Below are 13,778 nucleotides of genomic sequence, written 5' to 3' on the forward strand. Positions count from 1 at the left end.
CTCTTTCGTACTTCTGCCAGGCATACGCATGACTTCCGCACCCCGCACCCTGTACGACAAACTGTGGGACGCCCACGTGGTGGTTCCCGAAACCGACAGCGCCCCCGCCGTGCTGTACATCGACCTGCACCTGATCCACGAGGTGACCTCGCCGCAGGCGTTCACCGAACTGCGCGAGCGCGGCCTGTCGCCGCGCCGCCCGGACCGCACCAAGGCGACGATGGACCACTCCACGCCAACCCTGCCGCCTGCCGCCGACGGTACGCTTCCCTACGCCAGCGCTGCGTCCGAAGCTCAGGTCGCCACCCTGGCACGCAACTGCGCCGAGCACGGCATCGAACTGTTCGACATGGCCTCGGACAACCGCGGCATCGTCCACGTGATCGCGCCGGAACAAGGCTTCACCCAGCCCGGCATGACCATCGTCTGCGGCGACAGCCACACCTCCACCCATGGTGCGTTCGGTTCACTGGCCTTCGGCATCGGCACCAGTGAAGTCGGCCACGTGCTGGCCACGCAGTGCCTGCTGCAGCGCAAGGCGAAGACCTTCGCGATCACCGTCGATGGCCCGCTGGCGCCCGGCGTCGGCGCCAAGGACGTGGTCCTGCACATCATCGGCGTGATCGGCGTCAACGGCGGCACCGGCCACGTCATCGAGTTCCGTGGCAGTACCATCGAAGCGATGGACATGGAACAGCGCATGACCCTGTGCAACATGTCGATCGAGGCGGGTGCGCGTGCCGGCATGGTGGCGCCGGACCAGGTCACCTTCGACTTCGTCGCTGCTACCCCGCGCGGCCCCAAGGGTGACGACTTCGACGCGGCCGTCGCACGCTGGCAGCAGCTGCGCAGCGATGACGGCGCGCGCTTTGACAGCGAAGTGCACATCGACGCCGCCGACATCCGCCCGACCCTGACCTGGGGCACGCATCCGGGCACCGCCATCGCGGTGGATGCACCGATCCCCGCCGCCAACGATGCCGCCGCACAGAAGGGTCTGGACTACATGCATTTCCAGGCCGGCAAGGCGCTGGCGGGCACGCCGGTGGACGTGGTGTTCGTCGGCTCGTGCACCAATGGCCGCCTGAGCGACATGCGCGAGGTGGCGCAGGTGCTGCGCGGTCGTCGCGTCGCTGACCGGGTGCGCATGCTGGTGGTGCCGGGCTCGGAGATCGTCAAGCGCGAGGCCGAGGCCGAAGGCATCCACGAGATCGTGCGCGCGGCCGGTGCCGAGTGGCGCGAGCCGGGCTGCTCGATGTGCATCGCCATGAACGGCGATCTGGTCGCGCCCGGGCAGCTGGCCGTCAGCACCAGCAACCGCAATTTCGAAGGCCGCCAGGGTCCTGGTTCGCGCACGCTGCTGGCCTCGCCGATGAGCGCGGCGTGGGCCGCGGTGAACGGGCACGTCGCCGATACCCGCGAACTGTTCGCACAGGAGGTGGCGTGATGGCCGGTTTCCGTACCCTGAGCTCGGCCAGCGTGGTGCTGCGCCAGACCAACATCGACACCGACCAGATCATTCCGGCGCGGTTCCTGTCCACCACCGAACGCGCCGGCCTGGGCCGCCACGCGTTCAATGACTGGCGCTGGCAGGCCGACGGTTCGCCGGTGGCCGACTTCGCCTTCAACCAGCCGCACAACGCCGGCCGCAGCATCCTGCTGGCGGGCCGCAACTTCGGCTGCGGCTCGTCGCGCGAGCATGCACCGTGGGCACTGACCGACCTGGGCCTGCGCGCCATCGTCAGCAGCGAGATCGCCGACATCTTCCGCGGCAACTCGCTGAAGAACGGCCTGCTGCCGATCGTGCTGGACGAAGCCGACGTGCAGGCGCTGATGCAGCGCCCGGACGACGAGCTGACCATCGACGTGGCCGCGCGCGAGCTGCGCACGCCCGATGGGCGCGTCTATTCCTTCCCGCTGGATGGCTTCTCGCAGACCTGCCTGCTGGAAGGCGTCGACCAGTTGGGGTATCTGTTGGGCCGTGTCCCTGAAATCGAACGCTACGAGAGTGAGCATGCACGCTGAAATTGTTGTCCTGCCCGGTGATGGCATCGGCCCGGAAGTGGCCGCCGCGGCAGTCGCCGTCCTGAAGTCTGTCGCCACACGCTTCAACCACACCTTCACCTTCAGCGAGCACGACATCGGTGGCATCGCCATCGACCGCCACGGCGAGCCGCTGCCGGCCTCTACGTTGACTGCCTGCCAGGTCGCCAACGCGGTGCTGCTGGGTGCGGTCGGCGGCCCGAAGTGGTCCGATCCCAACGCCAAGGTGCGCCCGGAACAGGGCCTGCTGGCGATCCGCAAGGCGCTGGGCCTGTATGCCAACCTGCGCCCGGTGCGTACCCACGAAGCCGCACTGCACGCCTCGCCGATCAAGGCCGAGCTGCTGCAGGGCGTGGACTTCGTGGTGGTACGCGAGCTGACCGGTGGCATCTACTTCGGCGACAAGACCCGCGACGCCGACAGCGCCAGCGACCTGTGCCGCTACACCGTGGCCGAGATCGAACGCGTGCTGCGCAGTGCCTTCCGCCTGGCCCGGCAGCGCCGCGGCAAGGTCACCTCGGTGGACAAGGCCAACGTGCTGGAGACCTCGCGCCTGTGGCGTGACGTGGCCGCGCGCATCGGCCGCGAGGAATTCCCGGACGTTGCACTGGAGCACCAGCTGGTCGATTCCATGGCCATGCACCTGCTCGCCAAGCCGCGCGAGTACGACGTGATCGTGACCGAGAACATGTTCGGCGACATCCTCACCGACGAAGCCTCGATGCTGGCCGGCTCGCTGGGCCTGCTGCCGTCGGCCTCGCTGGGCGAGCCGGGCGCGGTCGGCATCTACGAACCGATCCATGGTTCGGCCCCGGATATCGCTGGCAAGGGCATCGCCAATCCGTACGCGACGATCTTCAGCGCCGCGATGCTGCTGCGCCATTCGCTGGGTTTGGAAACGGAAGCCGCTGCGGTGGAAGCCGCCGTGCACGCCGTGCTGGACGATGGCGTGTTCACCGCCGATCTGGCCGCCAAGGGCCAGTCGGTGAGCACGGCAGCCGCCACCGACGCGGTGCTGGCCAAACTCAACTGATCCGATAGCGCCACGCCACGCGTGGCGCCTCTCCCTTCGCACATTGCGGACAGCCACCCATGGGGTGGCTCTACTGTAGAACCACCCCATGCGTGGCCGCATTATTTGGTGGTGTACCCACCATTGACCAGGATGGTCTGCCCGGTCATCCACCAGCCGTCAGTGACCAGGAAGCGGATCCACGGCACGATGTCGGCGATGTCGGTCAGGCCGGTGCGGGTGAACGCCGAGAGCGCGGCCGCGGTCTTGTGGTATGCCTGCGCATCGGCACTCTCGGCCGGGTAGAAGAACGGCGTGTCCATCGGGCCCGGCCCGATCGCAGTCACCGAGATGCCGCGCTCACCGAACTCCTTGGACGCCGCGCGGGTGAAATGCTCAACCGGCGCCTTGGTGCCGGCATAGCTGGAATAGAACGGCGTGAACGCACCCAGCAGTGAGGTGACCAGAGTGCAGACGCGGCCACCGTCGTTGACGTGGCGTCCAGCCTCCTTGAGGAAGAAGAACGCGGCCTTGGCGTTGACCGCGCTCATCTCGTCGTACTCGGCTTCGCTGATCTCCAGCAGCGGCTTCTTCAGCACCTTGCCGACCGTATTGATGGCGATGTCGGGACGGCCGACTGCGGCCACGGCATCGGCGAACAAGCGCTCCATCGCTGCCGCCGACGTCAGGTCGCCCTGCAGGGCAACGGCCTTGCTGCCAGCGGCCTGCACGGCGGCGACGGTCGCCTCTGCATCGGCCTGGGTGGCGGCGCTGTTGTAGTGGATGACGATGGCTTTGGCGCCCTGGCTGGCGAAGTCGCGGGCGATCAGTCCGCCCAGGTTCTTGGCGCCACCGGCGATCAGCACGGTCTTGCCCTTGAGGGAATGGTCGGTCATGGCGTCGGTCTCGGGAGGGGGCTGCCCGGGGTGGCAACCCTGCCCTGACGACGATATCGTGCAGAAAATGCGGATAAAGCCCGCCGCATTGACTTAACCTTCCAGAGCCAGCGAACAATGGACCGGATCGATCGCTTCCGCATCTTCACCCGGGTGGTGGAGTGCGCCAGCTTCACCCGCGCCGCCGACCAGCTCGGCCTGCCCCGCTCCACCGTCTCGGCAGCCATTGCGGAGCTGGAGCAGCGGCTCGGCACCCGCCTGCTGCAGCGCTCGACCCGACGGGTGTCCACCACCCACGACGGCGACGTGTTCCATGCCCGCTGCCTGCGCCTGATCGCCGAAGTTGAAGACGCCGAAGCGCTGTTCCGGCAGGACGACGCGCAGCCGGTGGGCCAGCTGAAGATCGACGTGCCCAGCCGCATCGGCCGCCGCATCCTCGCCCCGGCGCTGCCCGACTTCTTCGCGCGCCATCCGCAGGTGGAAGTCGACCTGGGCATGACCGACCGCGCGGTGAACCTGATCGAAGACGGCTGCGACGCCGTGCTGCGGGTCGGGCAGTTGGGCGATTCCAGCCTGGTCGCGCGCACGCTGGGCCAGCTCGACTTCGTCAACGTGGCCGCGCCGGCCTACCTGCGCGAGTACGGTGTGCCGCAGCAACCTGCCGACCTGCAGCAGCACCGGGCGGTGAACTACGCGTCGCCGACCACGGCGCGGGTGGAAGCGTGGGAATGGCAGGAGGGTACGCAGCTACGCACATTGCCGATGCCCGGCTGGGTGCGGGTGAACAGTGCCGAGGCGTCGATCGCGTGCTGCGTGGCGGGGCTGGGGCTGCTGCAGATTCCGCGCTACGACGTACAGGCCGAACTGCAGTCAGGCGCATTGGTGGAGGTGATGCCGCAGTACGTGGCGCAGCCGTTACCGGTGACCCTGCTGCAGCCGCATCGGCAGCACCGCGCACAACGCGTGCAGGTATTCGTCGAATGGCTGCTGCCAGTGCTACGGAGCGGCCTGCAGCTGCTGTAGATCCACACCATGCGTGGATGCATGCGTCAGTGCCAACCAAGGTTGGCACCTACCAGGGCGGTGGCCGCAGAACCCGGGGCATTACGCCCCGGATTCGTCCGGCTTCACCCGGAACCATGCCGCGTACAACGCCGGCAGGAACACCAGGGTCAGCACCGTGCCGACGATCAGGCCGCCCATGATCGAGATCGCCATCGAGCCATAGAACGCGCTGCGCGACAGCGGAATCATCGCCAGCACGGCCGCCAGCGCGGTCAGTACGATCGGGCGGAAGCGGCGCACCGTCGCGTCGATGATCGAATGCCAGCGGTCATGCCCGGCATCGATGTCCTGCTGGATCTGGTCGATCAGGATCACCGAGTTGCGCATGATCATGCCGGCCAGCGCGATCGTGCCCAGCAGTGCCACGAAGCCGAACGGCGCGCGGAACAGCAGCAGGAACAACGTCGCGCCGATGATGCCCAGCGGCGCGGTCACCAGCACCATCGCCGCACGCGAGAAGCTGCGCAGCTGCAGCATCAGCAGCGTGGCCACCACCACCAGGAACAGCGGCATGCCGGCCTTGATCGAGTTCTGGCCACGTGCCGAATCCTCCACGGTACCGCCGGTTTCCAGCAGGTAACCGTTCGGCAGCTCGGCACGGATGCCATCCAGCGTCGGCAGGATCTGATGCACCACGTCCAGCGGCTGCATGCCATCGCTGATGTCGGCACGCACGGTCACCGTCGGCAGGCGGTTGCGGTGCCAGATGATGCCGTCCTCGAAGCCGTACTCCATCGTCGCCACCTGCGACAGCGTGATGCTGCCGCCGTTGGCGGTCGGCATCGACAGGCTCGACAGCAGCTCCAGCTGGTTGCGCTCGTCGGCCGGGCCACGCAGCAGCATCTCGATCTGGCGGTTGCCCTCGCGGTACACGCTCACCGACTGCCCGGCCAGCGAACTGGACAGGAACTGGCTGACCTGGGCACTGCTCACGCCCAGCGCCCGCGCACGCTCCTGGTCGATCACCAGCCGCACCACCTTGCTCGGCTCGCTCCAGTCCAGGTTGACGTTCATCACGTGCGGGTTCTCGCGCACCTTGGCTTCGACCTGGCGCGCGATCGCCTGCACCTTCTCGATGTGCTCGCCGGAAATGCGCATCTGCACCGGATAGCCGACCGGCGGGCCGTTCTCCAGGCGGGTCACGCGCATCTGCACGTCCGGGAACTTCGGAATCACCTCGTGCAGCAGCCAGTCACGTGTGCTTTCGCGCGCCTTGATGTCCTTGGCCAGTACCACGAACTGGGCGAAGTTGGTGGCCGGCAGCTGCTGGTCCAGCGGCAGGTAGAAGCGCGGCGAACCGGTGCCCACGTAGGACACGTAGTTCGCGATGCCCTCGCGGCTGGACAGCAGCTTCTCCAGCTTCTCGGCCTGGGCCTGGGTCGAGCGCAGCGATGCGCCCTCGGCCAGCTCGATGTCCACCATCAGTTCCGGCCGGGTCGAATCCGGGAAGAACTGCTGCGGCACGAAGCGGAACATCATCAGCGAGAACACGAACAGGGCGATGGTCGCGGCAATCACCCACCAGCGGTGGCGCAGGCAGCCATCGAGGAAGCGACGGAAGCTGCGGTAGAACGGGCGCTGGTACGGATCGTGGTCGTGCCCGTGCTGCGGCGGCGCGATCAGGTTGGCCAGCGCCGGATAGCGGTCGGCCCACTGCTGGCGCTTGGCATGCCAGCGCGCGGACACGCTGCCCGGCTTCGGCGGCTGCGGATTGAACAGGTCCGGCAGCATCTTGTCGCCCAGGTACGGGATGAACAGCACCGCCGCGATCCACGACACCACCAGCGCGATGGTCACCACCTGGAACAGCGAACGCGTGTACTCACCGGTGCTCGAGGCCGCCGTAGCGATGGGCAGGAAGCCGGCCGCCGTGATCAGCGTGCCGGTCAGCATCGGGAACGCGGTGGATTCCCAGGCGAAACTGGCCGCGCGCAGGCGGTCGTAACCCTGCTCCATCTTGGTGGCCATCATCTCCACCGCGATGATCGCATCGTCCACCAGCAGGCCCAGCGCCAGCACCAGTGCACCCAGCGAAATCTTGTGCAGGCCGATGTCGAAGTAGTGCATGACGAAGAAGGTCATCGCCAGCACCAGTGGAATGGTCACGCCCACCACCAGGCCGGTGCGCAGGCCCAGCGAGAAGAAACTGACCAGCAGCACGATCACCACCGCTTCGGTCAGCACCTGCACGAACTCGCCGACCGACTCTTCCACCGACTGCGGCTGGTCGGACACCTTGCGCAGCTGCATGCCCGCCGGCAGGGTCTTCTGCAGGCGCTCGAACTCGGCATCGAGATTGGCGCCGAGCTTGAGGATGTCACCGCCATCCTTCATCGCCACTGCCAGGCCGATGGCCTCTTCACCCATGAAGCGCATCTTCGGCGACGCCGGATCGGCGAAGCCACGCTTGACCTCGGCGATGTCGCCCAGGTGCACGGTGCGGTCACCGGCGCGGATCGGGAACTGGCGGATCGCTTCGATGTCGTTGAACTGGCCGGTCACGCGCAGCTGCACGCGGTCGGTGGCGGTCTCGAAGAAGCTGGTGCCGGTGACCGCATTCTGGTCGGCCAGCGCCTGCTGTACCTGCTGCATCGACACACCCAGCGTGGCCAGGCGGGTGTTGGACAGCTCGATCCACACCTTCTCGTCCTGCAGGCCGACCAGGTCGATCTTGCCGACATCGGGCACGCGCTGCAGTTCCAGCTGGATGCGGTCGGCGTAGTCGCGCATCACAGCGTAGTCGAAGCCCTTGCCGGTCAACGCATAGATGTTGCCGTAGGTGTCGCCGAACTCATCGTTGAAGAACGGACCGACGATCTCGCGCGGCAGCGTCGCACGGATGTCGCCCACGCGCTTGCGCACCTGGTACCACAGGTCCGGGATCTGCCTGGAACGCAGGCTGTCGCGGGCCATGAAGATGACCTGCGATTCGCCGGGGCGCGAATAGGAGCGGATGAACTCGTACTCGCCGGTGTTCATCAGCGCCTTCTCGATCGGCTCGGTCACCTGCCGCGAGACCTGTTCGGCGGTGGCGCCCGGCCACAGCGTGCGCACCACCATCGCCTTGAAGGTGAATGGTGGATCCTCGGACTGGCCCAGGTGCTTGTACGACCACGCGCCGATCAGCGCGAAGGCCAGCATCGCGAACAGCACCAGCGGGCGGTTGGCCAGCGCCCACTCGGAAAGATTGAAGCGGCGCACCGGCTTACTCCTTGGCCTTGGCGGCAGCGGCCGGCGCGGCCGGCTTCAGCACCGGGCGGTTCTGCCGGTCCACGGCGATCACCGGCTGGCCCGCCCGCAGCAGGTGGCCACCGGCGGCAACCACCCAGTCACCCGCGTTCACGCCGGACAGCACCGGCACGGTCTCGCTGCCAAACGCACCGGTGGTGACCGAGGCGGCCTTCAGCGTGCTGTTGGCCGGATCGACCACCCACACGCTGGCGGCACCGTTGGCACCGCGCTGCAGCGCGCCCAGCGGCAGCTGCAGGGTACCGTGGCGACCGGCGCTGCTGTAGACGCGTGCGCTCTGGCCCAGTTCGACATCGGCCAGCGCATCGGCGGCCAGGCTGACGCGGGTGGCATAGGTGCGTGCCTGCGGATCGGCGGCGGCGGCGATCTCGCGGATCGTACCGGGCAGGCGCTGGCCCGGGCGGTTCCACAGTTCCACCTCGACCGGCTGGCCGACCGCGTAGTCGCGGATGGTCGCCTCGGGCAGGTCGATCAGCACTTCGCGGCCGCCATCGGCGGCCAGGTTGAAGATGGTCTGGCCGGCGGACACCACCTGCCCGGCTTCGGCCTCGCGGCTGGCGATCACGCCATCGGCCGGCGCGCGCAGCTGCGCGTAGTCAGCCTGGTTGCGCAGCACATCGAGGTTGGCGCGGGCCGCATTGGCCTGGCCCTGCGCGGCCTTGAACGCCGCGGACTGCTGGTCCAGCTGCGAGCGGCTGACCAGTTGCTGGTCGGCCAGCACCTGGTAGCGCTTCAGGTCATCGCGGGCACGCACCAGGTCGGCCTCGGCCGCAGCCAGCTGCGCCTGTGAGGCACGGGCCTGCAGCGCGAAGTCAGCCACGTCCAGTTCGGCCAGCACGTCGCCCTTCTTCACCCGCTGGCCGGCATCGACGTGGCGCTTGACCAGGTTGCCTCCGACGCGGAACGACAGCGGGCTTTCCTGACGGGCACGCACCGTGCCCGGGAATGCCGCCGGCGCCTGTCCGGCCTGTTCGCCGGGGTGAACCACCAGTACCGGCACGGCCGCCTGCGGCGCCTGTTCCTGTCCCGAACAGGCTGCCAGCGCAGCCACCCACACCATACCGCCCATCCAGCGCACGATCTTCATCGGTCAACGTCCTGAAAACGCAGGGTTGCAACAAGGGGGAGCCGCGACTGCCGGCCCAATTTAATAAACCGGCCGGTATAGTATAAATATCGAACCGCTTGGTCTAGTATTGTTGCGATGAGTTCTTCCACTTCCCGCAAGCCGTCGGCCAAGCCCGCTGCCAAGGCCGCCGGACCCGGGCGCCCCAAGGATCTGGGCAAGCGCGCGGCGATCCTCGAAGCAGCCAAGGTACTGTTCATCGAACAGGGGTATACCGGCGTGAGCATGGACGCCATTGCCGCCCAGGCCGGCGTCTCGAAGCTGACCGTGTACAGCCACTTCGGCGACAAGGAGACCCTGTTCTCCGAGGCCGTGCAGTCAAAGTGCGTTGAAATGCTGCCCGATGCCCTGTTCGTGGCCGACGCGGACGGCCCGCTGCGCGACCAGCTGATCGGCATCGGCCTGGCCTTCTTCGAACTGATCACTTCCGATGCGGCGATCTCGATCCAGCGCATGATGATGGCGCCGGAGACCGACGAACGCCTGCGCGAGCTGTTCTGGAAGGCAGGACCGGAACGTACCTGCGAGGCCCTGGCTGACTTCCTGCGGGCACGCGCCGAGCGCGGCGAGCTGGAAATCACCGACTATTCGCTGGCTGGCGAGCAGTTCCTGACCCTGGTCAAGGGCGAAGTGCACATGCATATGATGTGCGGCATGCCACTGTCACCGGTGGAGTGCGACCCTCTTGCCCACGTGACCGCCAGCATCGACTTCTTCCTGCGCGCCTATGCGCCGCGAGGGGCCGGGACGGCTGAATAACCAAAACTGAACGAACCGGAGGTCGCGATGACTTCCGGCACTGCGACCCCGGCCACCCGGCAGCTGATGCTCTGGGCGCGCCGCCGGCCTCCGGCACCGGTAAAATGGCCGGCCCACTGCGCTGGATTTGAACCTCATGACGATTGATTACGCCCACGCCCGCGAACTGATGGTGGAACAGCAGATCCGTCCCTGGGACGTGCTGGACATCAAGGTGCTCGACGTCCTGGCCCGCCTGCCGCGCGAGGCTTTTGTCGCCGATGCACACCGGGCGCTGGCCTACGCCGATGTCGAACTGCCGATCGGCCACGGCCAGAAGATGATGAAGCCGGTCATCGAGGGCCGTACCCTGCAGGCACTGGATCTGCAGCCGGGTGACGAAGTGCTGGAAATCGGCACCGGCAGCGGCTTCCTGTCCGCCTGCATCGGCGCGCTCGCGCGCGACGTGCTGAGCCTGGAGATCGACCCGGAGCTGGCCACCGCCGCGCGTGCCCGCCTGGACGCCTCCGGCCTGGGCACCAACGTCCGCGTGGAAGTGGCTGACGCCCTGTCCTGGCAGACCGAACGCCGCTTTGACGTGATCTGTGTCACTGGTGCGGTCGACGTGGTGCCGTCACAGTTCGCCTCGTGGCTGCGTCCGGGTGGTCGCCTGTTCGTGATCCACGGCCGCTCGCCGGCGATGGAGGCCCTGCTGGTCAAGGCCGACGGCAGCACCGAGTCCCTGTTCGAGACCGATATCGATTACCTGCGTGGTGCCGCCCCGGCCCCCCAGTTCCACCTCTGAGTCCAAGGAAGCCGCAATGATCCGCCGATCCCTCGCTGTTGCGCTGGCCACTGCCCTGCTGCCGTTGTCTGCCCATGCCGCCGACCTGCTGCAGGTCTACGAAATGGCACGCAACGGCGATCCGCAGCTGTCCGCCGCCGAATCGACCCGGCTGGTCGACAAGGAAGGCGCCGTGCAGGCGCGCGCCGCCCTGCTGCCGCAGATCAACGGCCAGGCCACGCTGAACCGCACGCGCAGCGAGCCGAACGCCGACATCAACTCCGGCTCGTTCACCAACAAGCGCCGCAATTACACGATCGATGGCAGCCAGACGCTGTTCAACTGGACCCAGATCAACAACCTGCGTTCGCAGCGTGAGCTGAGCAAGGCGGCGGACTTCACCCTCGAATCTGCCAACGACAGCCTGATCGTGCGCACCTCGGCGGCCTACTTCAACGTGCTGGTGGCGATCGAATCGCTGAACGCCGCACAGACCAATGAAGCGGCTGCGAAGAAGCAGTTCGACTTCGCCGACAAGCGCCTGGAAGTGGGCCTGGCGCCGATCACCGACGTGCACGAAGCACGCGCCCAGTACGACCAGGCGCGCGCCAACACCATCGTTGCGCAGAACACCCTGGCCGATAACTACCAGGCGCTGACCGAACTGACCGGCCAGCCGGTGACCAACCTGCGTGGGCTGCCGGCCGACTTCCGTCCGGAAGTGCCGGCCAACCGTGGCAACATCGACGAGCTGGTGCACCAGGCCACCACCCAGAATCCGGCGCTGAAGGCGCAGGAACTGAAGGTGAGCGCCGCCGAAGCCGGCGTGCAGGCCGCGCGTGGTGGCCACTACCCGACCCTGTCGCTGGGCGGCAGCTGGGGCAAGACCGCGACCTGGGGCGACAGCACCGGCTCCGGCTCGCTGTCCCCCGACGCCCGCACCAACAGCATCGGCCTGACCCTGAACGTGCCGATCTTCGCCGGCGGCGCTACCCAGTCCGGCGTGCGCCAGGCGCTGGCCCAGCGTGACATTGCCCAGGACGGCTACGAGCAGCAGAAGCGTGCCCTGGACCGCAACACCCGCAATGCGTACCAGACCCTGGTACAGGGCATCAGCGAAGTGGAAGCCCGCCGCCTGGCGGTGGTCTCGGCACAGAGCGCCTATGACGCCTCGCAGGTCGGCCTGGAAGTCGGCACCCGTACCGTGCTGGACGTGATCCAGAACCAGCGCATCCTGTTCTCGGCGCAGCTGGACTACGCCCAGGCCCGTTACACCTTCCTGCAGAACCGCCTGCTGCTGAGCCAGTCGCTGGGTGCGCTGGACGTGGCCGAGCTGCAGGACGTCAACCGCCTGCTGACCCAGGACGCGGGCAACCCGGCAACCACCACGCACTGAGTCGTCAGCCTGCCGGTCACGAAGAAGCCATCCGCGAGGGTGGCTTTTTTGTTGGTCGCGCGGACGGAAGCATGCACCCACCGACCGTCAGCCGGGCCAGACCCGCATCCGTTCGACTGCGGCCAGCAGACACAGTGCGATGGCGACGGGAGCCAGCACCGGCAGGGCGCGTGACCGCGGTGCCCGTCCGCGCAGCACGGCCACGCACACGGCCCCCATCACCAACAGGGTTGCCGGACCAGGCAGTACCGGCAGGCTGCCCATGGGCGCCCACAACGCCAGCAATGCCGCCGACAGGACGACGGCAACCGGCACCAGTCTCTCCAGGAACTCCAGGGATCGGTCACCTGCCGTCGGCCACAGCTGCATCGCCACCCGCGCAGCCAACATCAGCAGCACCAGGATGAGCGCCACCAACCCTGCCACTCCGGCCAGCGGCAGCAAGGGCATCGCCCAGTACAACTGCGGGTGATGCTGCAGGGCGACCGACAAAGGCCGCGTGCTGGCCAGGGCCGGAAATTCGACCAGGCCCGCCTGCAACGCGGCCAGTACAATCAGCAGCACCATGGCCAGCAGCACGCACGCCGGCAGCAGCGGCGGCCGTGCCCTCGCCTGCCTGCCGATGCCAGGAAATCCCATCGCCAGGCCAACGGTGGCGAACACACCGTACAGCGGCACGCTCGCCGCCAGTACACCGCCGATCCCGAAGCGATAGGGTGCCGTTGCCGGCGGCAGCCATGGAATCCAGTACGCGTAGTGCACATGGCGGGCTGCCAGCACCAGCAACAGCAGGCCGGCGCCGACCTTCACCGTCAGCAGCACGCAGGCAACCAGCACCACACGGTGTGGCCGCAGCGACCCGACCGCTGCAAGCAACAGCAGGCTGGCAGCAGCCATCAGTTGACCCGGCATCCCGTTGCTGGCCTCGATTCCACAACCAGCCAGCAGAACATGCAGATGGTTGGCGACGGACTGCGCAACGCCAGCGGCAGTCACCACCAGTTCCAGCAGCAGCGCGCCACCGAGCAGAACGGCCGGCACGCCTCCCCAGCAGTCCCGCACCACGCCATGCAGGCCATCGGCAGCGGGCCTTTGCTGGTTCAGAACGTGCAGGCAGTACAGCAGCGGCCCTGTACCCAGCGCGGCCAGCAGCAGGCTCAGGACGATGGCCGGGCCTGCCTGGGCTGCGGTGTGCTGCCCGACCAGCGCGACCACGCCGCCTCCCAGCAGCAAGGTCAGTGCCACCACCACAAGGCGATCGCCGTACCCGGGCTCATCGATGCCGGGGCTGCTGTCGCTGTCCATCGCAAGTTCCCTTGATATCCGCCCAAGCGCGGTCGACAGCAGACTGACAGCCTGTGCCGGGAGGCGGTATCGGAATACGCGCCATGCGCATCACGATGTGACGGCAGGCACGTTGGCAAGCAAGCTCCCGGTCCCGCTACGACAGATTCCAGGTCGCTAAGCAG

11 protein-coding genes are annotated in these 13,778 nt (G+C 67.5%); 7 read left to right on the plus strand and 4 right to left on the minus strand.

Features of this window, described 5'->3' with window-relative positions; translation table 11 throughout:
• The first annotated feature begins 28 nt into the window (after nucleotides 1-28).
• From leuC to leuB, 3 genes are read left to right on the plus strand one after another with little or no spacing between them, the layout of a single operon-like run.
• Nucleotides 29-1,447, plus strand: coding sequence for a 3-isopropylmalate dehydratase large subunit (gene leuC, locus H4O10_RS13605; RefSeq protein ID WP_049453145.1), 1,419 nt, complete (start codon nucleotides 29-31; stop codon nucleotides 1,445-1,447).
• Complete coding sequence (gene leuD, locus H4O10_RS13610; protein WP_049453147.1) at nucleotides 1,447-2,025, plus strand: 3-isopropylmalate dehydratase small subunit; 579 nt, start codon at nucleotides 1,447-1,449, stop codon at nucleotides 2,023-2,025. The genes leuC and leuD overlap by 1 nt, the downstream gene beginning before the upstream one ends.
• Nucleotides 2,015-3,076: a 3-isopropylmalate dehydrogenase gene (gene leuB, locus H4O10_RS13615; protein ID WP_049453149.1), complete on the plus strand. Its 1,062-nt coding sequence runs from the start codon at nucleotides 2,015-2,017 to the stop codon at nucleotides 3,074-3,076. Before leuD ends, leuB begins: the two co-directional genes overlap by 11 nt.
• Before the next feature lie 101 nt (nucleotides 3,077-3,177).
• Here the strand turns inward: leuB and H4O10_RS13620 are convergent, their stop codons facing one another.
• Nucleotides 3,178-3,951 carry an SDR family oxidoreductase gene (locus H4O10_RS13620; protein ID WP_049403578.1) on the minus strand — a complete coding sequence of 258 codons (774 nt, stop codon included), beginning with the start codon at nucleotides 3,949-3,951 and terminating at the stop codon, nucleotides 3,178-3,180.
• 117 nt (nucleotides 3,952-4,068) lie between these two features.
• Here H4O10_RS13620 and H4O10_RS13625 point away from each other — a divergent pair, with 117 nt between their 5' ends.
• A complete protein-coding gene (locus tag H4O10_RS13625) occupies nucleotides 4,069-4,974 on the plus strand; it encodes a LysR family transcriptional regulator (protein WP_049453151.1) in 906 nt (301 codons plus the stop codon).
• Between the two features lie 81 nt (nucleotides 4,975-5,055).
• Here the strand turns inward: H4O10_RS13625 and H4O10_RS13630 are convergent, their stop codons facing one another.
• A complete protein-coding gene (locus tag H4O10_RS13630; RefSeq protein WP_005410957.1) occupies nucleotides 5,056-8,217 on the minus strand; it encodes an efflux RND transporter permease subunit in 3,162 nt (1,053 codons plus the stop codon).
• 4 nt (nucleotides 8,218-8,221) lie between these two features.
• Nucleotides 8,222-9,352, minus strand: coding sequence for an efflux RND transporter periplasmic adaptor subunit (locus H4O10_RS13635; protein WP_005410958.1), 1,131 nt, complete (start codon nucleotides 9,350-9,352; stop codon nucleotides 8,222-8,224).
• 117 nt (nucleotides 9,353-9,469) lie between these two features.
• On the opposite strand from H4O10_RS13635, the gene H4O10_RS13640 reads away from it, so the two are divergent.
• From H4O10_RS13640 to H4O10_RS13650, 3 genes are all read left to right on the plus strand, one after another.
• A complete protein-coding gene (locus H4O10_RS13640; protein ID WP_033835640.1) occupies nucleotides 9,470-10,150 on the plus strand; it encodes a TetR/AcrR family transcriptional regulator in 681 nt (226 codons plus the stop codon).
• A gap of 136 nt (nucleotides 10,151-10,286) precedes the next feature.
• Complete coding sequence (locus tag H4O10_RS13645; RefSeq protein WP_005410960.1) at nucleotides 10,287-10,934, plus strand: protein-L-isoaspartate O-methyltransferase; 648 nt, start codon at nucleotides 10,287-10,289, stop codon at nucleotides 10,932-10,934.
• A 16-nt stretch (nucleotides 10,935-10,950) separates the two neighbouring features.
• Entirely contained in the window at nucleotides 10,951-12,309 is a 1,359-nt protein-coding gene (locus H4O10_RS13650; RefSeq protein WP_033835642.1) for a TolC family outer membrane protein, read from the plus strand.
• A gap of 87 nt (nucleotides 12,310-12,396) precedes the next feature.
• On the opposite strand, the gene H4O10_RS13655 is transcribed toward H4O10_RS13650, so the two are convergent.
• Nucleotides 12,397-13,614 carry a hypothetical protein gene (locus H4O10_RS13655; protein ID WP_033835643.1) on the minus strand — a complete coding sequence of 406 codons (1,218 nt, stop codon included), beginning with the start codon at nucleotides 13,612-13,614 and terminating at the stop codon, nucleotides 12,397-12,399.
• Between the last annotated feature and the right edge of the window lie 164 nt (nucleotides 13,615-13,778).

The organism is Stenotrophomonas sp. I18B00994 (genome assembly GCF_014145825.1).
GTDB lineage: Bacteria > Pseudomonadota > Gammaproteobacteria > Xanthomonadales > Xanthomonadaceae > Stenotrophomonas > Stenotrophomonas maltophilia.